General features: G+C 30.9%; 24 protein-coding genes. 16 read left to right on the top strand and 8 right to left on the bottom strand.

Annotated features, from left to right (window positions below; all coding sequences use genetic code 11):
- The first annotated feature begins 223 nt into the window (after nucleotides 1-223).
- The 12 genes from DQN46_RS08670 (at nucleotide 224) to DQN46_RS08295 (ending at nucleotide 8,599) form a co-directional block, all read left to right on the top strand.
- The gene (locus DQN46_RS08670; protein ID WP_197712505.1) at nucleotides 224-598 is read left to right on the top strand and encodes a DUF6707 family protein; all 375 of its coding nucleotides are present in this window, start codon (nucleotides 224-226) and stop codon (nucleotides 596-598) included.
- Nucleotides 599-604: 6 nt separating this feature from the next.
- Nucleotides 605-820, top strand: coding sequence for a hypothetical protein (locus DQN46_RS08665; protein WP_197712504.1), 216 nt, complete (start codon nucleotides 605-607; stop codon nucleotides 818-820).
- 237 nt (nucleotides 821-1,057) lie between these two features.
- Nucleotides 1,058-2,110 carry a hypothetical protein gene (locus DQN46_RS08345; RefSeq protein WP_111743691.1) on the top strand — a complete coding sequence of 351 codons (1,053 nt, stop codon included), beginning with the start codon at nucleotides 1,058-1,060 and terminating at the stop codon, nucleotides 2,108-2,110.
- A 226-nt stretch (nucleotides 2,111-2,336) separates the two neighbouring features.
- Nucleotides 2,337-2,486, top strand: coding sequence for a hypothetical protein (locus DQN46_RS08660; RefSeq protein ID WP_197712503.1), 150 nt, complete (start codon nucleotides 2,337-2,339; stop codon nucleotides 2,484-2,486).
- Between the two features lie 69 nt (nucleotides 2,487-2,555).
- A complete protein-coding gene (locus DQN46_RS08335; protein ID WP_111743690.1) occupies nucleotides 2,556-3,320 on the top strand; it encodes a CPBP family intramembrane glutamic endopeptidase in 765 nt (254 codons plus the stop codon).
- 427 nt (nucleotides 3,321-3,747) lie between these two features.
- Entirely contained in the window at nucleotides 3,748-4,278 is a 531-nt protein-coding gene (locus tag DQN46_RS08325) for a DUF2185 domain-containing protein (protein WP_111743689.1), read from the top strand.
- A 375-nt stretch (nucleotides 4,279-4,653) separates the two neighbouring features.
- Nucleotides 4,654-5,454 carry a hypothetical protein gene (locus DQN46_RS08320; protein WP_111743688.1) on the top strand — a complete coding sequence of 267 codons (801 nt, stop codon included), beginning with the start codon at nucleotides 4,654-4,656 and terminating at the stop codon, nucleotides 5,452-5,454.
- Between the two features lie 66 nt (nucleotides 5,455-5,520).
- Nucleotides 5,521-5,982, top strand: coding sequence for a hypothetical protein (locus tag DQN46_RS08315; protein ID WP_111743687.1), 462 nt, complete (start codon nucleotides 5,521-5,523; stop codon nucleotides 5,980-5,982).
- A 58-nt stretch (nucleotides 5,983-6,040) separates the two neighbouring features.
- Complete coding sequence (locus DQN46_RS08310) at nucleotides 6,041-6,244, top strand: hypothetical protein (RefSeq protein WP_111743686.1); 204 nt, start codon at nucleotides 6,041-6,043, stop codon at nucleotides 6,242-6,244.
- A 36-nt stretch (nucleotides 6,245-6,280) separates the two neighbouring features.
- Entirely contained in the window at nucleotides 6,281-6,628 is a 348-nt protein-coding gene (locus DQN46_RS08305) for an SMI1/KNR4 family protein (protein ID WP_111743685.1), read from the top strand.
- Nucleotides 6,629-6,827: 199 nt separating this feature from the next.
- Nucleotides 6,828-7,337, top strand: coding sequence for a sarcalumenin (locus DQN46_RS08300; RefSeq protein WP_111743684.1), 510 nt, complete (start codon nucleotides 6,828-6,830; stop codon nucleotides 7,335-7,337).
- A 128-nt stretch (nucleotides 7,338-7,465) separates the two neighbouring features.
- Nucleotides 7,466-8,599 (top strand): tRNA(Met) cytidine acetate ligase, encoded by a 1,134-nt coding sequence (locus DQN46_RS08295; RefSeq protein WP_111743683.1) that lies wholly within the window; start codon nucleotides 7,466-7,468, stop codon nucleotides 8,597-8,599.
- A 35-nt stretch (nucleotides 8,600-8,634) separates the two neighbouring features.
- Here the strand turns inward: DQN46_RS08295 and DQN46_RS08290 are convergent, their stop codons facing one another.
- From DQN46_RS08290 to DQN46_RS08950, 6 genes are all read right to left on the bottom strand, one after another.
- Complete coding sequence (locus DQN46_RS08290; RefSeq protein WP_111743682.1) at nucleotides 8,635-9,477, bottom strand: YwqG family protein; 843 nt, start codon at nucleotides 9,475-9,477, stop codon at nucleotides 8,635-8,637.
- A 110-nt stretch (nucleotides 9,478-9,587) separates the two neighbouring features.
- Nucleotides 9,588-10,931: an MATE family efflux transporter gene (locus DQN46_RS08285; protein ID WP_111743681.1), complete on the bottom strand. Its 1,344-nt coding sequence runs from the start codon at nucleotides 10,929-10,931 to the stop codon at nucleotides 9,588-9,590.
- 682 nt (nucleotides 10,932-11,613) lie between these two features.
- On the bottom strand, nucleotides 11,614-12,291 hold the full coding sequence (locus tag DQN46_RS08280) for a CHAP domain-containing protein (protein ID WP_111743680.1): 678 nt from the start codon (nucleotides 12,289-12,291) through the stop codon (nucleotides 11,614-11,616).
- Between the two features lie 72 nt (nucleotides 12,292-12,363).
- Nucleotides 12,364-12,516 carry a YvrJ family protein gene (locus DQN46_RS08275; protein ID WP_004633781.1) on the bottom strand — a complete coding sequence of 51 codons (153 nt, stop codon included), beginning with the start codon at nucleotides 12,514-12,516 and terminating at the stop codon, nucleotides 12,364-12,366.
- Between the two features lie 102 nt (nucleotides 12,517-12,618).
- A complete protein-coding gene (locus DQN46_RS08270; RefSeq protein ID WP_111743679.1) occupies nucleotides 12,619-12,831 on the bottom strand; it encodes a DUF2922 domain-containing protein in 213 nt (70 codons plus the stop codon).
- Nucleotides 12,832-12,846: 15 nt separating this feature from the next.
- Nucleotides 12,847-13,041 (bottom strand): DUF1659 domain-containing protein, encoded by a 195-nt coding sequence (locus DQN46_RS08950; RefSeq protein WP_111743747.1) that lies wholly within the window; start codon nucleotides 13,039-13,041, stop codon nucleotides 12,847-12,849.
- A gap of 245 nt (nucleotides 13,042-13,286) precedes the next feature.
- Here DQN46_RS08950 and DQN46_RS08260 point away from each other — a divergent pair, with 245 nt between their 5' ends.
- The 4 genes from DQN46_RS08260 to DQN46_RS08245 all read left to right on the top strand — a co-directional run bounded on the left by DQN46_RS08260 (nucleotide 13,287) and on the right by DQN46_RS08245 (nucleotide 16,668).
- Nucleotides 13,287-13,817, top strand: coding sequence for a hypothetical protein (locus tag DQN46_RS08260; RefSeq protein WP_111743678.1), 531 nt, complete (start codon nucleotides 13,287-13,289; stop codon nucleotides 13,815-13,817).
- Between the two features lie 369 nt (nucleotides 13,818-14,186).
- Nucleotides 14,187-14,903, top strand: a complete 717-nt coding sequence (locus tag DQN46_RS08255) for an ABC transporter ATP-binding protein (RefSeq protein ID WP_004633773.1) — start codon at nucleotides 14,187-14,189, stop codon at nucleotides 14,901-14,903.
- A gap of 1 nt (nucleotide 14,904) precedes the next feature.
- A complete protein-coding gene (locus DQN46_RS08250; protein ID WP_111743677.1) occupies nucleotides 14,905-15,987 on the top strand; it encodes an ABC transporter permease in 1,083 nt (360 codons plus the stop codon).
- Nucleotides 15,988-16,023: 36 nt separating this feature from the next.
- The gene (locus tag DQN46_RS08245) at nucleotides 16,024-16,668 is read left to right on the top strand and encodes a TetR/AcrR family transcriptional regulator (RefSeq protein ID WP_111743676.1); all 645 of its coding nucleotides are present in this window, start codon (nucleotides 16,024-16,026) and stop codon (nucleotides 16,666-16,668) included.
- Between the two features lie 43 nt (nucleotides 16,669-16,711).
- On the opposite strand, the gene DQN46_RS08240 is transcribed toward DQN46_RS08245, so the two are convergent.
- The gene (locus tag DQN46_RS08240; protein ID WP_111743675.1) at nucleotides 16,712-18,319 is read right to left on the bottom strand and encodes an ABC transporter ATP-binding protein; all 1,608 of its coding nucleotides are present in this window, start codon (nucleotides 18,317-18,319) and stop codon (nucleotides 16,712-16,714) included.
- The gene (locus DQN46_RS08235; protein WP_111743674.1) at nucleotides 18,319-20,040 is read right to left on the bottom strand and encodes an ABC transporter ATP-binding protein/permease; all 1,722 of its coding nucleotides are present in this window, start codon (nucleotides 20,038-20,040) and stop codon (nucleotides 18,319-18,321) included. The genes DQN46_RS08240 and DQN46_RS08235 overlap by 1 nt, the downstream gene beginning before the upstream one ends.
- Nucleotides 20,041-20,364 lie beyond the last annotated feature (324 nt).

The following is a 20,364-nucleotide window of genomic DNA, read 5'->3' as shown; positions in this document are numbered from 1 at the left end:
CAACTAGATACAAGTTATAACATAGTAACTAATGTAATAGTAAATCAAAAAGGGTTACTGTTTTTATTGCTCAAAAACGGATGAAAAGTTGAATAAATCGAAAGTATTATACAAAAATAGAGGGCGAAGATAGAGGGAGTAAGTTAGAACTGAAAAACAAATAAAAAATAATATAATATTATAAGTATTTAGTGAAATAAATTAGAAGTAGAGGAGATAATATATGTTATTTGAAGATATTATGATGGAACATGATGAAAAGGAAATTATGAGACTTTGTAAAAAACTAAATAGAAGCTGTTCATTTACAAAAAATTCCGATATGGCCACTCTGTGTGAACTTGCGTATTGGTTATATGTTTTCAACGATAAGGAGAACGCATTAAAAGTATGTGAATACACCAATATTGATATACCGATAACAATTAACTATAATATCTGGGAGTTTATTCTTTTTATTTGGGGATTAGAAGCACATATCTATGACGAATATGGAAGAATGGATGATAAAAATTTTAGGATATCACAAATAAAAAAGGTCAGATCAACACCTAAAAATAAAGATGAGACAGAAGAGTCTACTTGGAAATTTTCTTAAAAAATTATGAACAGAGTAAGTTTTGAATCTGCGTGTATGATTAAAAATATAGAACAAGATTCAGTTAAAGATGATATAAAAAAAGGAAATAAGTATCGTCTTTTAGCGTTGTATAATATGATTGGATATGGAGTAACTGGATTTTACCCGGATTTAGAAAAAAACAAAGATAAGTTGAACAGCAAAATCAATGAATATATTATGTGCTTAAGAGAAAATTAATAATTTGTCTAAAAACAGTAAATCAAAAAGGTTTACTGTTTTTTTATTTCTCAAAAAAGGGTACAATGTAGAATAAGACGAAAAGCATTAGACTGTGTAGAGAAGCTACATGGAAATAGAGGATAAACATAGGTAGAGTGGCACAGGCTAGACATATAAAATAGGTTTTAAATATGGTATAATATCATAAAAGATTTATCAAGGAAAAGAACCACACGATAGGAAGGAGAATAATAAATGAATCGCATTCCTGTAGAAAAATTATATAATCCTCAATATGACTTACTTTCCATTGATGATAAAAAGAAACTGTTAAATAAGATTGCAGAGAATTATCATTTAGAATTAATATCTTTTCAAGAGTTTTTTGCCTTTGAAAAATCAACTTATACAGCAGTATATCGTTCAAAAGATGGAATCAAGTTTATATTTGTTCCAGGAGATACTGTCAAGTTGGGGATTGATTTTAAAAATAAGAAATTACATGAGATTTTTAATAAGGAAAATTTAGATGAACTTGCTTACGTATTTGTAGATTGCTATGAAGATGAAATATGTAGTGAATATGCTATTGCAGAAAAAATAAAAGAGAAACTGGCTGATAAAGAGATTTTACTCAAAATAGAACAGTATCTTAATAACAATTTTAGTAAAGAGGAAGATTGTGTAATACATCCGTTACTGGTACAACAGGAATATAATGAAACCTGTTGGGTAAATATGTCAAAAGAAGAACTGAAACAAAATACAGAGTTGAAAAAAATGATTGAAAAAGCCGAAAAGGAAGAAATCGACGAAATAACAGTTTTTAAAACGGTGTGTTTATATCTAGAAAACGGGAAGTGGTATGGGAAACGTTATAAAGAAACTACATTTCAGGATTTATTTCAAGACATAATGGATAGTGGTTATTCGCTTCCTACGAAAAGAGAATGGGAGTATCTGGCCGGCAAGGAATGCAGAAGTATTTTCCCTTGGGGTAACAATATGGATTTTTCAATGAACCTAAGGCATATAGAATGGTTGGACTCTGATGGGGATTATTCTTTAGAAAAAGAGAATTTTTTTGGACTTTATATAGCAGATGATCCATATAACAGAGAAATTGTATATGATAATGGGATATTTTCATATAAAGGTGGAGATGGTGGTCGTAATATATGTGGGGGATTAGGTACAGTTTGGGGATATTTTCCTGTTTCACCATATTTTCAAGATACCAATGAAGAACTCGGTAATAATATTAATGGAGGATATGACTTTTTTAGAAGAATTATAAGAATTGAGTGATGATAGTGCAAATGGATGTTAATAATATTATACTTTTATCTTATCAAAACTCCAAAGGTGAATAAGTGCCTGTAAGATGGTAGTTAGAAACCAATAAATCAAAAACTTTTTTACAAAATAAATATACCACCGAGATTATTTTATTTGAATGTGCCAAGATATGAAAGAATAGTTAGGGAAAAGTAAAGTTTAAAATATATCCAAATGGAAATCGGAAGTAACAGCCTTGAAGAAAGAAAAAGATAGGCTGTATTCTCAAATCATAGACCTGCGAAAAGAAGTTGAAAAAGCTGAAAGTGTAAGAAGCTGTATAGAGCAGTTGCAACAAGAAAATAGAGAACTACTACAGGTAAAGAAACAAGAATTAGACCTGTAAAACTAATTGAAAATAGGATATAATATTACAAACAGCGAGTAAAACAAATTAGAATTTAGGAGAAAATTTATGAGTCGAAAAAAGGCAATTTTTCTTTATTTATTAGGAACCTTAGGGCAAATATGGATGATATGTATTATAGTTTTTATATTGCGTAATTTGGGTATGGATGTAGACTATACAATGCCAATGGGAATGGTTGCTATTGGAATAGGTGGAGTTTCAGCTGCTCTATGGGGGACTATTATTGCACTTAGATACAAAAAGTACAGTACGAAGAAAATATTAAAGGATTTTTTCGCTATAAAGCAAAACATCAGCAGTTATTTATTTGTTATTGTATTCTTGTTTTTGGATTTTTGCTATGTTGCATTTGATGGAAAATTAGCGTTGAATGCGTGGTATATTCCGATTATCTTATTTCTTAAAGCAATCCTTTTTGGTGGGATTGAAGAAGTAGGGTGGAGATATGTTTTTCAACCAATTATGATGGAACACCATAGTTATATTAGTTCAACTTTAATTACTTTTGTTTTATGGGGAATATGGCATTTCTCTTATTTCTACATTGAAGGAACATTGCCACAAGTACAGGTGTTTGGATTTTTGCTTGGATTGTTGACTAATTGCTTTGTTTTATCCGCGTTATTTATAAAGACAAACAGTTTGTGGATATGTGTGATGACACATTCGTTAATAAATGTTTTCTCGCAATTAGCAGTAGGTGGTGATCAAAATATAACTTATGCTTGTAAAATAATTATTATAGTAATGGCAACTGTTCTTTCGATTAGAGAGCAAAATAAAAAAGTAACTGATGTGTCAGTTCTTTAAAGAGCGGCAAATTCCAGTTTGTCTAATTGAATATAACAATTTGAGAAACAGTAAATTAAAATAGGTTTGCTGTTTTTTTCTTTATAGATATAGGACTAAGGCCAAATAAAGAATATTTTCCCATAAAAAATAAAGAAAATTTGTAGTTGCGGGACTAAACTCATTTTGGGCGTAACTGACAAATTATAATAAAAATGATATAATCATAAGAAAATAAGATAGATAAATTAATGCTTAGCTAGGAGAATATTAACTTACATTGAAGTTATTTATTTTAAATGTGTAAAAGATAGTTTAGTATTTTAAGGGGAAGGGCTATTGTGAAAATGGAAGTAGGGAAAACTTATCTTGTTAAAAAAGATATTGTTAGTTTTAAAAAGGGAGAACTTTGGTCAAAAGTATTAATATGAATTTTAAGAGGAAAACCATGGAAAAAAATTGGAGTATAAAAAAAGAAGATATAAAAGAGCTCTTTCGTTGGGATGAAGGAGAAGGTTGTATTGCCACAGACAGAATTATGGTAGATGGAGAAAAGGTTGGCTATATGTATCGTGAAAATCCTGATTTTGTAGGAGATAGCGGTTGGAGATTTACTGCAGGTGATGAAGATGAGGAGTATATGAGTGAACCAAGTCATTCAGGAATATATACCTTAAATGTAGTTGCGAACAATGATGATGATATTATCCTGTTTCTTAACTCTCCGATTGGGACAGCTTATTATAGGGGTGAAAACGGAGATTTTGTAAAAGATACATTTAATGTTATAGCAAGACAGGAGATAGACGGAATATTATATGAATACAATATAAATACCGTTGAAGATTATAAAAATCAAAGTCCTGAGAATTTAGCTGTGATTTATGAGAATATCAAAGCGGTAATGGAACAGTATGATTTATCCGAAGATGATGCGGATGCGATTTTGTCGGATTTATTGGGAGTGTATGAGGAATAATCGTTTAGGGGTATACTATTGACAAATATTTAGAAAGAAATTAGATTACAGATCTTACTGGAAAAATAATTGATATTGACGGTTATTTTGATTGAAAAAATATTGAATAATAAAAAATAGATTTTAAAGATAATTTCTAAAGTATAGAGATAGAGTATGTGTGTAATTATTATCGATTTATAATAACAACTAGATTATGAATTATAAAACAAGAGAATAGTACGTGTATTTATATAAAAAAGAAGGTTTGCTGACGAAAGAACAGGCGGAGTTATTTTATCATAACACAAATAGGAGACAAGGATAAAAGCCTCAGAGACAAGTAAGAGAGTATTATTAGTTGTAAAATAGTGATAGTGGATAAAGGAGAATATTATGGCAATAGATGGAGTTAAAATTATAGATAGCGATGATGGGTATGATATTTACAATGCCGCAGTAGAAAGATATAAAGATGGAGAAAATGTCGATAAAATAATCGAAGATATTTTGAACGAAGAGAAAAACTTTTGCATAGATGGATTTTACACAGAAATCTATTGGACAGCGTTAGCATATTCTTTATGGAAGATAGGTCACTTGCCAGAAGCAATAAAAAATAGAGCTTTGGAGATAATCGAAAAGGGTGCTGATGAGTTTTGGTTAGAGATTGATAGTAAGGCGTTAAAACAAAGACAGAGGGTGCTGGATAAGTTAGCAGTTCAGTTGCGAAGTGTAAATTCTAAGCCGCTTAAAGTCCCAAAGAAAAAAATAAAACAAGAACCATATTTTAAAGTGGGAGATGTGCTTGCGGTCAAGTTTGAAAATCAATATGGTGTAGTTTTTGTTTCAGTAGTAGATCAAAGTCCAAGAAAGATAGAATACCATTTGGCGTGTACAAGGTTGCTTCAACAAGATAAACCTACTATGACGGATTTTATAAATAGTGAGATTGCTTGTAAGATGAACAATAGACAATATGCTATTGATACTGACTGTTGGTTTAATCACAAGGATTTAGGACTTTTGCTCGATAAGTTTGAGAAGATTGGGAAGATCATATTAGAAGACTATACTTTGTGGACTTTAGCACCTGCCAAGACGTTGGATGATATATATGAAGAAATAACAGCGAGTAAGGAACGACGAGGTCTCCGTCTTAAGGAGACGTATAAATTGATAAAAGAAATGGAATAAAATAAAAAATTTTGTTATGTTTTTGAATGGTTTTTAGGAAACTATTATTGAAGAAAGGATAGAGAAATGCTAAAAATTGGAGAAAAATATTTATTTCAGGATAGTTGGGAAGGTAGACGTAGCTGTCTAATGTTCTTTAAAGAAGATGATTGTATGTCGTGGTCTGTCGATATCGGATTTACGCCTGGAGATTTAAATGGTGAAGAAATAGCCCCCTCGCTTTGTATTAATTCTATAGATACAGACAAAAATTCGGTAGAGGAATTAACTGGAGAAACATTTAGCGTAACAACAATTGAAGAAAGTGCTGATAGGGAAGATGCATTTTATATTTATGAATGGGAACCGATGGTCTCATATGATCTGGAGGTAGTTGAGATAATAGATAGTAAGGCTCATGTTAGATGTAAAGGAGTATTAATATTGGATGGATACACGAATCCATATATTGAAGAAAAATTTGAAATAGATAGTTGGATACCCGTTATTGAATCTGTTATTGATTGGGAAAAATTTGAGACACATTAGCGTTTTTTTAGTTGTAGCAGAATAGCGAGTAGACGATTGAATTAAGGAAGGATATATAATGGACGAGTTGAGGGGAAAAGCTTTAGTTACTGTCAAAGTGAAAATAACAAAAGAGTATCCATTTTACAATGATCTTCCTCTGATATATTTAGGGGAGATAACTAATATGAAGGAACATGGAATATTTATAGGAAAGTCGGGAAAAGTTTATTTTGGATATCATATTTCAAACTTTAGAGAGTTAAGTGAAGATGAAGTATAGGTTTTTAGGTAAGTAAAACATATTAAGGAGTTTACTATGAATAAGGAGTTTAACTTTGAATTTCCAACTATATATAGAGAATTTTTATCGCAAATAGACAAAGAAGGAGAATTTTTGATAGAGAATACAGGGGTTGTGTTGTATTCAAAGATAGATTTGGAAGAAAGAAACACTACCTATCAAATAGAAGAATGGGAACCGGATTTTTTCTTGATTGGGCAAGACGGTGATAGAGCATTTTTTATAAAAAAATATTCTGATGATACTATATATATGAATGATTTAGGAGCGTTAGGGTCGTTTGAAATGAAGAGGATATCGGCAAGTATTTATGAATTTATTAATTACGCTAGGGAACACTATGATGAAATGTTGCAATTATAGTGTGCTATAGTTGTTTTGTATTATTATCAAAATGAATGATTATGGATTTGTTTGATAGTTTTTTCTTGTAACATTTTGTATAGATAGAGGATATGCTTTTGATAATTATTAGGTGGTAGGGAATATCATCTAATTTTGCTAAAATATTTAATAAGTGGTATAATATACTTGAATTTTAAATTTATAGAGGTCTTATATTATGAAGAATAATAAATTATTAAAAATACTTTGGGGAGTTGTATTAGCGATATTTGTTGTTTGCATAGTATTTTTAGGATATAGTTATTTTGCTGGGGGAGATTCTAAAAAATCGGAAAAATCTTCCGCTCAAACATCGAATAAAAAACAAGATAAAAATACTGATGAGGAAAAATACAAATCTCAAAATAGTCAAAACACCCAAGAAAAACAAGAATCTGGAAATGTAGTAGGTAGTCAAGGCGCGAATAATCAAACAAATAATTATGTGGAAACTAAGGAGTATAACGGTAAAAAAGTTTCTCAAAATGAAGGAGTCGGCACTACAGGAAAAGTGTTTAAAACTCAAAGTGAGGCGCTAGAATTTGGTAATAAGGAAATAGAAAGATTGGTAAAAGAAGACAAAAAACCAAGACAGTTTTCTATCAGTAAGGTTACCGCCGAAGATGGTACTCTTCTTGGTTGGACTGTGGATATTTTCGAAGATACAAGTAAGAAAAAAGATAACTAGTAACTTAAAAGGGGTGATACCACGATGAAGTTTCTAAGAGAAATGGAGTTGCAGGCAGATCATCCCTTTATTATATAGATTTATAGATTGACAGTTTAGTTTAAGAATCTAGGTAAAGGAGGTAAGAGATGAGAATAGGAATAATCGCGGAGTTTAACCCTCTTCACAGCGGACATAAATATTTAATTGAGCAAGCGCAAAATTTAATAGCTGCAAACGGCTCTGGTGGGGAAATAGTTTGTGTTATGAGTGAATATTTTACCCAAAGAGGTGAAGTAGCGATTACAGATGGCTATACACGTGCCAAGGAAGCGGTAAGAAGTGGTTGTAGTCTAGTTATCGCCTTACCTTATTTGGGAAGTGTTGCTTATAGTGATGATTTTGCGAGAAAGAGTATTGAGATTCTTGATGGGGCTGGTATAACGCATTTGATTTTTGGCACAGAAGAAATGGATATTGAAGTTTTTGGAGAAATATACAAAAAACAACAGGAAATATCTCCTGAAAAATATCGAGAGTTACTTAAGCAAGGATATAGTTTTGCCAAAATCAATGGTGAGTTGTATGGAATTTCCAACAATAACCCCAATTTCAGTCTAGCGTATAGCTATTACAAGATGATAAAAGAATTTGCACCGCATATACAATTAGTGCCGGTAAAAAGAACTGGGCAAAATCTTAATAATGAAAATTTAGAAATGGCACAACACCTTAGCGCTACTGCTATTAGAAAAAATATTATGTCAGAAGAGATAACAAGTTATATATCAAAAGAACTACTTGAGGATATTAGAGCTAGTAAAATACCAACGGAAGAAGATTTTTTCGGATTATTAAAGTATAAAATTATTTCTTTAGGAAAAGATGGATTAAAAAACATCTATGACATGAGAGAAGGTTTGGAAAATAGAATTTTCGAAGCTGCTCTTAGTGCGAAAAACTATAGAGAATTGGTAGAGTTAGTCATTACAAAAAGATATAGTAAAAAGAAAATCCAACGCTTGCTAATCCATGTTTTAACAAATACTACTCGTGATGATTATGAAGAGCTCTTCGGAACGACGGTATTTCGCGTGCTTGCGGTAAAAAGTGAGAAATCAGGGTTGATACGCAAAATTAACAAAGAAGAAAAGATAGCTTTAGTTTCGGTGTTAAACAGCTCTAACAGCATGTACTTTGTACAAGATATTAAGGTGGCTCGTATTTATAGTTTAATATCAGGGAAACCAGATATATTTAGAAAAAAAATAGAATTGGTATAAAAAAAGTGATGAAAAAAATTCATCACTTTTTCTTTTTATCCGCAATCCCAATTGTAAAGGACATCCTCGAAATAAAGGTTTTTTAGGTTTTCTTCTGAGATAAAGAAGTTCCCTACTCCGCAGTCTCCCCACATAATCTCAACATCACGACCCTTACTCCAGTCGGTTTCTACTTGAAGAAGCATTATATCATAAGGTGACTGTTCTCCCTCTTCAGAATTGTAACTACGTGGATCGTACTGCGTGAAGTTTGGATATCCACCAATAGCGTGACTTAATCCTCTTAATGAATCATAAAAATATTCATAAACATCATCATCTAAATCACAATAAAGATTTGACACTTCTTCATCTGGATATAATTCGTGAATAGCGTTTATTACTATATCTTCAAATCTATAATCTTCAGTAGTAATAGAAGAAACACCTTTTTCGAAAGTTAGTCCAAATTCAGCGTTTGATGGATTAAATGGAGAATATTGATCATAGTCTTCTGGATCAAGCGGGGTGTATTTAGTAAGAACTTCTTCTCTAGTAATAGTATTATCGATATTTTCAAAGTAAACTACTTTATAATCGTCTTCAAGACCCATAAGATCATCGCGACCAATCCAAAACTGAAGGATTCCGGTTTTAGGGTATAGATTATTTTCTGGTAGATCAGTGCAGTTTATTTGCGCAAGTAGAGCTAATTGTCCATTATCGTCAGATGTTCCATATGGTACTTCAAAGTTTTTAGGCAAATAAGGAATACCTCCAAACTTGCTATCGAATATACTTAGGTTAACACTCTTTTCTGGATAAATATGAATGCACTCTTTTTGATTTTCTTTAGTAATCTTCTCGATAACTTTTTCAATCATTTCTTTAGTAATCATAGAGTCCCTCCTTAATATTAAAATTTGCTTTTATTGTAACATAATTAGAAGAATTAAGAAAGGTAAAATAAAAAACTAGCGTTATTTTTGCTAGTTTTTATAGGGAGTTGTTAATAAAACTCTTTGAATTTCTGTTTGTGATAGCGTACTGCGAAAAAATATACTCCAAGTAAGAAAACTGCGGTGATCAACCAGTTAACAGAATCAGCAAGGCAAATCGCTAGGAAACCAAGTGAATCGGTGAAAAGAATAACGATAATAACTCGGTTAATAAGTTCTACAATACCTGCCATCATCGCCGTGATAGGAAAACCATAACCTTGTAAGATATTTCTAAACAAGATAAGAATAGCTAATGGTATATAAGCAAGGGTAACATTATTAAAATACATCAAGGCAGATTCGGTTAATTCAGTATTAGGTTCGGCGGTAAAGATAGAAATAAAGTAGATGCCTCCTAATCTAATAACAACCATACTGAATATAGCGGTTAGAATCGAAGTTATAGTCATATAGCGAATAGCTTTAGAAATACGATACATTTTTTTAGCTCCGATATTTTGGCTAGTAAAGGTTGAAATTGCTGTTCCAAGCGCTACGAAAATATACGCTACGATATTTTGAATACGTATAGCAACACTATAACCCGCGATATAGTTTGTTCCAAAACCATTAAGGTATTTTTGAACGATAATAAGTCCGATACCTGTAAAAGAAAATTGCATCCCCATAGGAGCTCCTTGGACAAGTAATTCTTTCATATTTTTAATATCGAGGACAGTATCATTCTTTGTTAAGCGTATGTTGGGGTATTTATATTGGATATAAAAATAGCAACACAGAGCAGAAGTTGTTTGGGCGATAATAGTACCAAAAGCGCTTCCGACAACGCCTAAATTCAGAATAGCTACAAAGATAAAAACAACGATACCGTTAATTACTACAGAAAGAAGTAAAAATAAAACGGGGGTAAGACTATTACCTATACTACGTAGTGTAGCTGCAAATAGGTTGTAAATTAGTGTAGAAGCACAACCTAAGTACAAAATTAATAAAAACTTGTGAGCTTCATTAAAAAGCTCGCTAGGAGTATTAATCAATTTTAAAAGATACTCATTGGCGAAAAATAATACTACTGTAAAGATAAATCCTAAAATAAGAGATAGGATAATAGAATTGAAAAAATACCTTCTAAACTGATTGAAGTCTCCAGCACCGAAACTTCTTGCCATAATTACCCCGAAACCATAAGCCGCACCTATTAAGAACCCCATTATAATAAAATTAATAGGGTTAGCTATTCCGACAACAGCGATACCACTTTCTCCGATATAGTGACCAAGAATAATCGAATCAATAATAAGATAAAGATTTTGCAAAAGGCCACCGATAAAGATGAAAATGGAAAAATATAAAATTTTTGATAAAATAGGACCTTTGGTCATATCATTCATAAAAACACCTCGAAAACAATAAAAGGTAGATTAAGTAATCCACCAAAAACTAAAAAATAATAAAGATAATATTTGTATATTAAATAAGTTTAAACTAAACTTTCAATAAAATCAACAGAAAACTTAAAATAGAGAAAAATAGAGACAAGTTATCAATAAAACATAAAAAAAGAAAAATAACCACATTATTTTATTTTAAAAAATTATTATTATTTACATAAAAACAAAAATACAAGAAAGCAGAAAAAACAAAGAAACTTTATTTTGTTGAGGTATACATAAAGTAAAAATAATTGTTAATATTTTAATTTTAGTTTAAAGAACGAAATATAAAACTACAGACGGTTATATAATAAACGAAATATTTTAACAAATAATTGTTGATTTATTATAAAAACTTTGATACACTTAATATAGAGATAAGAGAAAAACAGTAAATTTAAAAATTTTGAGTATTTTCAAAAGTTAATTAGAAGCACTAACTTTTTTATAAAAAACACCTTAACAAATCCCTTTACCTAAAGATTCTTGGCCGCTAAGGCGGACTCTATTGAATTATAATCTTTCATCAACATAATGTAGGGTTAATAATTGGTGGTCAGGGACCTTTAGGGGGTAAATATTAAAAAAGAAAGATAGGTAAGAGTATCTTTCTTTTTTGTTTTACAGGTTTATATATGAATTATTGTAAAAATCGTCCCCAGTTGCTTATTCTTTTTCCATTTTTACAAGCGCCGGTAGCAATATAATGGCGTTCGCCTTTGTAAGAAATATAACTAATCCAAATTAGACCTTCGTTAATAACATAACTATCATAAAAAACTTTTTCTCCAGTAGTGTAAGAGTCGACTTTTTGAGAAAAAATACTAGGTTTTGTTCGAACGTTAATTTCTGTTACTTCAACTATAAATCTTCCTTGTTCGGGTATTCTTGTCCAGTTTTCTCCGTTGTCATAAGGCGGACGGATAAAACCGACAAGATAAGTATCGTCACGCGCCATAATTTTTGCTGCACCACCACGCTCTGGAGTACCATCAACATTTTGCTCAACAGAAGTAATAATATTACTACGCACATCGATAACGATTCCAACGTGACCATATTTGTCCCATGAGCCCCAGTGCCATATTGCAATGTCTCCAGGAGCGATAGTAGCTTCTCCTTTACGATATCGACGCCATCCATTAGGAAGGGAGTTTGTCAAGTAGTCAATAGCGTTGCCTGATACACGAAAGTTTGCGAAGTTTTTGACATAAGCCATAATTAAGTCAACGCACTGTGCTCCATAAGCGCCATCCATATCTATCCATTTATAAATTTGATCTTTTGCCCAATTAACCATTGTTTGTTGTGTTGCCATAATAAGCCTCCTTAATAAATAATCTATTTGAATGAACTAACTCTATAAATTGACTATGTGTAAGAGTAAAAATTAGTCTTTAGTGTTAAGTTTTATTTTGATAATTTCGGTCAAATCATTGACACTTTTTCCGATATTTTGCAGAGTTTTATCTAGTTTTAATAAGAAAAAAACAGCAACAAAAATAGGGAAACCTACAGTGTTGATAAAATTCAAAATATCCATAAAAGACCCTCCTTAAAATTTATGATTTTTTCTTTAATACTTCTCTAAATAATAATGTGCGCATAAAAAAGGTGCGATAGATATCGCACCTTTTTTGCTTAATTATAGAATCTCGTTTTCTTCACGAGTTACATAAGTTGCTTTTTTGAAAGCAACAAGAGTATGTTTATCACTGTTAAAGCATTGTGCATCAATAATTTTTTGAGCGACACCTTGGACAACTTCTTTAGTTAAGCCATCTTTAGGATGAGCTAAAGAAATATGATAAGTTTTTTTATTTTTAGTTGTAAAAAAAATATTTAATGTTTTTTCCATAATAATTCTCCTCTATTAAATTAGTGATTTTGTATTAATTGTAGTATTATCAATGTTTTTAGATACTAATTTCGCGATTTCATCGGCTACTTCTTTAAGTTTAGTATCGTCAGTATCAGCGTTAACATTGAATGAATAACTTTTAACAACTTGTTTGTCGCCTTTCGGCTCTGAATAGTTTAAATGTAATGTTTTTTTAAGTAATTTTATAATAAAAATCTCCTTTATATTTATTTGTTATTTGTCTTTGGCCTCTGACATTAAACATATCGAAAAAATAGAGAGATTTTCTCATGAAAAATAAATTTTTAGGAAGAGATTTTATAGGTTAGTTTTAAATTAAACTTAATGTAGAAGTGTTAGGATTATATTAAGAAAATGGCGAAAAAAATAGTAGAAAATTTTTCAAAAGAGTATTATAATATTAATATAAAAAAACAAAGGATTGATAAAAAATGAAAGATAATAGATTACTAAAAGTATTATGGGGAATTGTTCTAGCGATATTTCTATGTAGTGCTTTATTTTTAGCGATTAGCTATTTCTCAGGCGGAGATAATGCAAGTAAGAAAAAAGACAACAACACGACGTCAACATCTAAATCAAAAGATAAAGAAAAAGAAGATAATGATGATAATGAAGATTCAAAATCATCAACATCTAAAGCTAAAAGTGATGAAGAAAAATATCGTGAAAGTCAAAACTCTAACAACTCTAACTCATCTGCAAATAGATCATCTAACAATAACGCTACATCAAATAATAGACGTGCAAATAATAGTAACAATAACAATTCAAGCGATAAGAAAGATGATAAAACACCTTCTACAACAACATCTGGAACATTCAAAACTTCAGAAGAAGCTAAAAAATATGCAGATGCAGAAATTGCTCGTTTAATAAAAGAGAACAAAAAAGGTTATTCATACACACTAGGACGTAATAGTAAAGGTGAAATAACTGTAAATATTACAGAGAAAAAATAATATCTGAAAATATATAAAACAATCTTGAGTATCTTAACTAACTGACAAGTTTTGGAAAAAATCTTGTTGATAAAGTCACGTGATATTTGAGATTGTTTTTTATTTTGTTGTGGTGACTAAAGGAGCGAATAACTAAAGAAATATTGCTTATAGTTTCATTTATTACTTGACAAGTGAGTGTTTACTCACTATACTAAAAGTAGAAGATAGATATAAGTTTTGATAACAAATTTAATTATTATTGAGAAGATATTTAAAATGATTTGATTTTAGAGTTATTAAAAAACTAAAGTCAAAAATTTTTTAAAACAAAGGTGAGTGTTTACTCACTAAAAAAGTTTGAATATAAATAAAGAAAGGGTGATTAATATGGATAGATTTATAGATATAACTCAGCTAAGCAAAAGTTTTGGTCAACAAAAGGTTTTGGATAATATAGATTTTCAGCTAAAAAAATCTGAGATAATAGGTTTAATAGGGCCGAGTGGTTCGGGGAAATCTACATTAATAAAAACTATGTTAGGGATGGAAAAAGCAGATACGGGAAAAGCGCTCGTTTTAGATAAAATAATGCCGGAACGAAAGATATTAGGGAATATAGGTTATATGGCGCAAAGTGACGCACTATATGAAGCGCTGACCGGCTATGAAAATTTAGAGTTTTTTGGACAGATGAAAAACCTTAAAGGAGAAAAATTAAAAGAAGAAATAGGTTATGTCGCAGAAGTGGTAGATTTATCGGCGGACTTGAAAAAGCAAGTAGAAAATTATTCTGGTGGGATGAAACGTCGCTTATCTCTGGCGATTGCATTGTTAGGAAAACCAAAGTTATTAGTATTAGATGAGCCAACCGTAGGTATAGATCCTGCTTTGCGTAGAAAGGTTTGGAGAGAGCTTTATAAACAACGTGACAATGGTGTAGGTATTTTGATTACTACTCATGTTATGGATGAAGCGGAACTTTGTAATAAGGTAGGTCTTCTTTTAGGTGGGAAAATAATTGCCTTTGATACTCCTAACAACCTAAAAGAAAAGAATAATGTAAATACTATTGAAGATGTATTTTTAACAGTGGAGGTAAAATAAAATGAGAACGATAGCTATTGCTAAAAAAGTTTTTAAAGAGTTGTTTAGGGATAAGAGAACTTTTGCGTTAATGTTTATTGCTCCGATACTTATAATGTGGCTGTTAAATATAGTTTTTTCAGCTGATACAACAGAAAATGTCCGCATTGGTGCGGTAGATGTACCGACAAAAGTAGAAGAGGTTATGAAAAATGTAGATAATGTTAGTTTAGAAGGTATAACTACAAAAGAAGAAGCGGAGAAAAAATTAAAAGATGGACAGCTTGATACGGTAATATATTATAAAGACAACAAGTACGAAGTAACATATGCAAATACTGATTCTGTAAAAACTACTCAAGCTCGACAAGTCTTAAAAGCTAGTCTAACCGGCGCAGAGATAAAAGGATTTATAGAAACTATACAAAAAGTTAATCCCAGTCTAGCGCTAACTAAACAAAAACCAGAAATAACCGAAAGTTATAACTATGGAAGTGAAGATACGACATTCTTCAATAAGATTGCACCGATATTAATCGGTTATATATCATTTTTCTTTGTATTTTTAATTTCTGGTATAGCTTTGCTAAAAGAACGAACTAGTGGAACATTAGATAGATTATTAGCGACACCGGTAAAAAGAAGTGAGATTATTTTCGGTTACACTATCTCTTATGGATTTCTTGCGATAATTCAGACTATTGTCATTACATTATCCGCTATTTATCTGTTAAATATAGAAGTTGCGGGAAGTCTAGTTTATGTGATAATTGTTAATATGCTGCTTGCTCTTGGAGCATTGGCACTAGGTATGCTTCTATCAACAGCTGCGAAGTCAGAGTTTCAAGTTATGCAGTTTATACCGTTGGTAATTATACCACAGATGTTCTTTACAGGTATTGTCCCTGTTGAAAGTATGGGGAAAGTGGCGGTGTACATAAGTAAAGTTTTACCTGTAACTTATAGCGGAGATGGTTTAAGTAAAATCATTTTGGAAGGTAAAAATCTTTTAGATATAAAAGGAGATATTATCGCCTTAACAATCTTTTTTGTAGTTTTAATTACGTTAAATATAATAGGATTAAAACGTTATAGAAAAGTGTAAAGAAGTAGAGTTAGGAGAAGTCGAGAGGAGAAGAAAATGGTAGAAAACATATTAAAGTCGTCCTTGGATTTGATGGCTAAAGGAGATATGCCACCTGGTAAGAAAAAAACATTAGAAGCGGCAATAATATTATTTGGTAAAAAAGGATACAATGGCACTTCAACGTTAGAAATAGCGAAAGCTGCAGGAGTAAGCCAGGCGACGGTATTCAAATACTTTCGGACAAAAGAAGATTTGCTTATTTCAATAATTGCCCCGATTTTACCAAGATTATTTTCAAATTTTTTAGGTAGGGTAAAAAATATTAATACTATAACTATCAAAGAAATTATTCATTATATAGTGAGAGATCGTTTTAGATTTATGAAAGAAAATAAAGATATTATAAAGATTATTTTCTCGGAAGTATTAACTAATGAGCAGTTAAAACAAAAGATAATTATAGGTGCAGAAGAAGTCTTTAAAGAAAGGAGATTGGATGAGTTTTTCGAGTATTTAAAACAGAATAATCCAGAAATCAATAAAGAATTGACATTACCTGAAATAATGAGACCTATTGCGGGAGCGTTAATTACATATTTTATTCAGAGATTCATCGTCTTTGATGGAGTTATCTGCGAAACAGAAGAACATGATTTAGATGTGATAGAGCGCCAAATATATAACTGTTGGACAATATAGATATAACTAAAAGGTATAGGGTAAAAAACCTATACCTTTTGTCTTATCCTAATTTAATTATTTTATCACAAATTGATAAAGTAGATTTGTTGTGTGAGATAATGATAGTAATCTTATCTTCTTTTTCTGCTTCTAACGCTTTTAAGACTTCGATTTCACTAAAAATATCAATGTTTGCTGTTGCCTCATCTAGTATTAAAAGTTTACTTTCGTTATAGAATGAACGAGCAACTGAAAGACGTTGTTTTTGTCCAGAGCTGATATTAGAACTACGCTCACCAACAATCTCATTTTCACGACGGCGTAGGCTATCGACGAAGTTTTTAAGGTTAGTGTGTTTAAGTGAATCAGCTAAACGCTCTTTGTAAATATCTTTGTCAAAGAAGCTGATATTATTCTTAATTGAAGTGTTGAATAGATAGCTGTCTTGTAAGATTATAGAACTATTTTCTCTAAAGAAGCGGTTGTCGATATCGCGTAGATTTATGTTATCAATAGTGATGTTACCGTGCATATTCTCATCAGAGATGAATTTCATAATAAGTTTAGCAACTGTTGATTTACCACAACCACTTGGGCCGCTAATACCGATGATTTCACCACGTTTTGCAGAAAAACTTAGATTTTCGACAACGTTAGAATCATTATAACTATAAGTAAGATTGTCTACTTTTAACTCTTTAAAATCAACGATTTGTCCAGTGTTTTCTGGTTCTTCTGGTGTGTTCATAAGTTCTAAAAATCTCTTTCCACTCGCCATAGTTTGACTTAGAGTAGAAGCAAGATTCCCCATATACAAGATAGGAATAAATGATACGATAAACATTGCACTAAGGGCGATAGTTGTATTAGGATTACCAAGCGTTGTAGCGAAGTAAATAAAACCAAGCACTCCAAAATTGTAAGTAATAACGTTTAAAGTATTTAAGTCTATTAGGAACTTATTCTTGATGTAAGAACTATGAGTTAATTCCTCTGTTTCCATGTGGATATTAGCTTTTTCTTCTTTGATTTTATCATATTGAAGAGCTTCAAAAATACCATAAGCTTGCTCAGAAGAATTGTTATTAACCGCAGTTAGTTTACGACGATAACCTTCACCAACTTCTTGTCCTTTATTACGAAAAGCAAGTGGGTAAACTAGCCCGATAATTATATAAACAAACAAAGCAACAAGGCCAAGTTTCACGCTGAAGAATAGTAAAAATATGCTAACAACTAAACTTTGAGCGATATAGATTAGAAATGGTGTAATAGTATGAGCGTAAAACACCTCTAATAGTTCTATATCGGTTGTAATCATCGTCATGTAATCCCCAGATGTATTTTTCGTAAAGCTGTCGATAGAAATACGCTTGAATTTATCTAATACTTTAATACGTAATGTGTGTAAAACTTTAAAAGCTACATAGTGATTTAGTAGTTGTTCTGTATAGCTAAACAGACCTTTCAGTATCGCTAGAATAAATATTAAAATAAATAAAATAGCCGCTACTGTTGTAATTTTTGTTATAAAGAACAATGCTATAAAGTAGGTAAATACTACTAAAGTAAGATGTCCTAGACTTCCGAACAATGTCGCACGTAAAAGTGGTCGCTTAAACTCTTTCGCAATCGCTAAAAGTTGTTTTAATTGTTTTAGTGATGTCATTACTCTACCTCCTTAGCTAAAAACTTCTCTTTTAATTGTTGTTGATCGTTAAATAATTTTTTGTATAGAGAAGGTTGGTCTATAAGTTGTTCATGAGTACCTTCTTCGATTATTTGCTGATCTTTCAATACATAAATATTATCAGAATTAGTAATGGTTTCTAAATCGTGAGAAATAACAACGATAATCTTTCCATTTTTAATTGAATCAAATGCATCATGAACAATTTTTTTACTGTAATCATCAATGTTAGAAACAGCCTCATCTAATATATAGATATAACTATCTTTCAAAATAGCTTTTGCAGCAAGTAAACGTTGCTTTTGACCACCAGAAAGATTGCTAGCACCACAGCTAAGTTGATAGTCAAGACCACCATTTTCAATTACAAAGTCTTTTAGATTAACTTTTTCAAGAGCATTGTACATATCTTCTTCTGTAATATGTTTATTGACAGAAAGGTGAGAGCGGATTGAACCTTGAACAAGATAGCTATCATTAGTAATAAGAGTAGCTATTTTAGACATTTTATTCGCCGGAATAGTGTCTATATCAAAAGTATCGTATTTAATACTTCCTGCGTAGTTAGAATTTAACCCTAGTATTAGTTTTATAATAGTAGATTTTCCACTACCACTTTCTCCAACAAGAGCAGTTTTTGTGCTAGGTTTGAAAATCATGTTAATATCTTTAAGTGTCGGTTCTTCGTTATAAGAAAAACTTACATTGCTTAAAACGATATTTTTTCCAGATGTTAGAGTAATATTATTGTCTTTTTCTTGTTCAGGATAATCAAGAAGTTTGTAGATATTATCTAACTCAACATTTCCCTTCATAGAAATATGGAATAATCCACCTAAAGCACGAAGCGGTTTGAAACACTCAAGAGTAGCAACAATAACGAAGACGATAAGTTTTTGGTCTTTCACGATAAAAATCGCAATAATAGATAAAACAAAAATCGAAACGTAAGTTATCGCATCCATTACATTAATCGAATTAAGTTGGTGGCGTAACAGAGCCATTGTTGATTTTCTATAACGCGCACTACGATTATCAACATCGCCAGCTACGTTATCTTCTTTTCCATAAATTTTTGCAGTAGTGAAACCAGATAATCTATCATAGAAAACTTCTGATAAACTAAGGAAATCACTAAAGTTTTGTTTGTTGGCTTTTTTTGATTTTTTAATAATAACCATAATAGATATAGGTATTAATGGATAAAGAACCAGCATTGCGATAAATAGCAGAATATGAATTTTACCATAAACAATAAACGAACTTAAGACGATGAACAACGTCGCGAACATCTGAGGAACGAATTTGTTGAAATAAAACTCAATATTAACTATTGAAGAAGAGTTCATAACAAGAAGGCTACCTGTATTAACAGCCTCCGTATAATTAAGTGATAACTTTTCAACTTTGTTGTAAATCTCTTCACGCAAAGTATTTCTAACTTGTTTAGAAATTTTGTGACTAAAGAAATTATCTCCAGTAGTAGCTAAGTAGTAAATAACCAAACTTAATGTTGTTCTAAAAGCAAAAGTTAAGATAAAACCAGATTTAGAATGGTTATCTAATAAATAGAAAAGTAAATCTACAAAATTGTAGATGAAAAATAAAGAACACCAAAAAGCAACAAGTTTACACAAAGCAACAAGGTAAACTTCTTTTTTAATATTAAAGAGCGCCATGGCTCTACCGTCTATCTTCATAATATCTCCTTTTAAATATATTTAGATCTATAAAACAACGAAAAAGTTTAAACAAATATAGTAAAGCTTAGCTGACTTATATTGCAAAATATAGTTTAAAAATTATAAATACCAGTATTTAAAATTTTAATTACATAGAATAAACTTATTTCGTATAGGGGATCTATGCCCTTATTTGATATTCACTATCAATTAATATCTAATTTATTATACTATATAGAAAAAGTAAAAGATATATAAATGTTCATTGTTACGAAAAAGTTCAAAAATATAGTGATATTCAAGAAAACGTGTTAAATGTTGTGAGATAATACATATGTGACA

Source organism: Gemella morbillorum, assembly GCF_900476045.1.
Classification (GTDB): domain Bacteria; phylum Bacillota; class Bacilli; order Staphylococcales; family Gemellaceae; genus Gemella; species Gemella morbillorum.
This window is presented reverse-complemented; position numbering and strand designations above follow the sequence as displayed.

Bases quoted from the DNA above. Each gene is read 5' to 3' on its own strand.
- DQN46_RS08670 (WP_197712505.1), top strand. From the start codon at position 224: ATGTTATTTGAAGATATTATGATGGAACATGATGAAAAGGAAATTATG.
- DQN46_RS08665 (WP_197712504.1), top strand. From the start codon at position 605: ATGAACAGAGTAAGTTTTGAATCTGCGTGTATGATTAAAAATATAGAA.
- DQN46_RS08345 (WP_111743691.1), top strand. From the start codon at position 1,058: ATGAATCGCATTCCTGTAGAAAAATTATATAATCCTCAATATGACTTA.
- DQN46_RS08335 (WP_111743690.1), top strand. From the start codon at position 2,556: ATGAGTCGAAAAAAGGCAATTTTTCTTTATTTATTAGGAACCTTAGGG.
- DQN46_RS08325 (WP_111743689.1), top strand. From the start codon at position 3,748: ATGGAAAAAAATTGGAGTATAAAAAAAGAAGATATAAAAGAGCTCTTT.
- DQN46_RS08320 (WP_111743688.1), top strand. From the start codon at position 4,654: ATGGCAATAGATGGAGTTAAAATTATAGATAGCGATGATGGGTATGAT.
- DQN46_RS08315 (WP_111743687.1), top strand. From the start codon at position 5,521: ATGCTAAAAATTGGAGAAAAATATTTATTTCAGGATAGTTGGGAAGGT.
- DQN46_RS08310 (WP_111743686.1), top strand. From the start codon at position 6,041: ATGGACGAGTTGAGGGGAAAAGCTTTAGTTACTGTCAAAGTGAAAATA.
- DQN46_RS08305 (WP_111743685.1), top strand. From the start codon at position 6,281: ATGAATAAGGAGTTTAACTTTGAATTTCCAACTATATATAGAGAATTT.
- DQN46_RS08300 (WP_111743684.1), top strand. From the start codon at position 6,828: ATGAAGAATAATAAATTATTAAAAATACTTTGGGGAGTTGTATTAGCG.
- DQN46_RS08295 (WP_111743683.1), top strand. From the start codon at position 7,466: ATGAGAATAGGAATAATCGCGGAGTTTAACCCTCTTCACAGCGGACAT.
- DQN46_RS08290 (WP_111743682.1), bottom strand. From the start codon at position 9,477: ATGATTACTAAAGAAATGATTGAAAAAGTTATCGAGAAGATTACTAAA.
- DQN46_RS08285 (WP_111743681.1), bottom strand. From the start codon at position 10,931: ATGAATGATATGACCAAAGGTCCTATTTTATCAAAAATTTTATATTTT.
- DQN46_RS08280 (WP_111743680.1), bottom strand. From the start codon at position 12,291: ATGGCAACACAACAAACAATGGTTAATTGGGCAAAAGATCAAATTTAT.
- DQN46_RS08275 (WP_004633781.1), bottom strand. From the start codon at position 12,516: ATGGATATTTTGAATTTTATCAACACTGTAGGTTTCCCTATTTTTGTT.
- DQN46_RS08270 (WP_111743679.1), bottom strand. From the start codon at position 12,831: ATGGAAAAAACATTAAATATTTTTTTTACAACTAAAAATAAAAAAACT.
- DQN46_RS08260 (WP_111743678.1), top strand. From the start codon at position 13,287: ATGAAAGATAATAGATTACTAAAAGTATTATGGGGAATTGTTCTAGCG.
- DQN46_RS08255 (WP_004633773.1), top strand. From the start codon at position 14,187: ATGGATAGATTTATAGATATAACTCAGCTAAGCAAAAGTTTTGGTCAA.
- DQN46_RS08250 (WP_111743677.1), top strand. From the start codon at position 14,905: ATGAGAACGATAGCTATTGCTAAAAAAGTTTTTAAAGAGTTGTTTAGG.
- DQN46_RS08245 (WP_111743676.1), top strand. From the start codon at position 16,024: ATGGTAGAAAACATATTAAAGTCGTCCTTGGATTTGATGGCTAAAGGA.
- DQN46_RS08240 (WP_111743675.1), bottom strand. From the start codon at position 18,319: ATGACATCACTAAAACAATTAAAACAACTTTTAGCGATTGCGAAAGAG.
- DQN46_RS08235 (WP_111743674.1), bottom strand. From the start codon at position 20,040: ATGAAGATAGACGGTAGAGCCATGGCGCTCTTTAATATTAAAAAAGAA.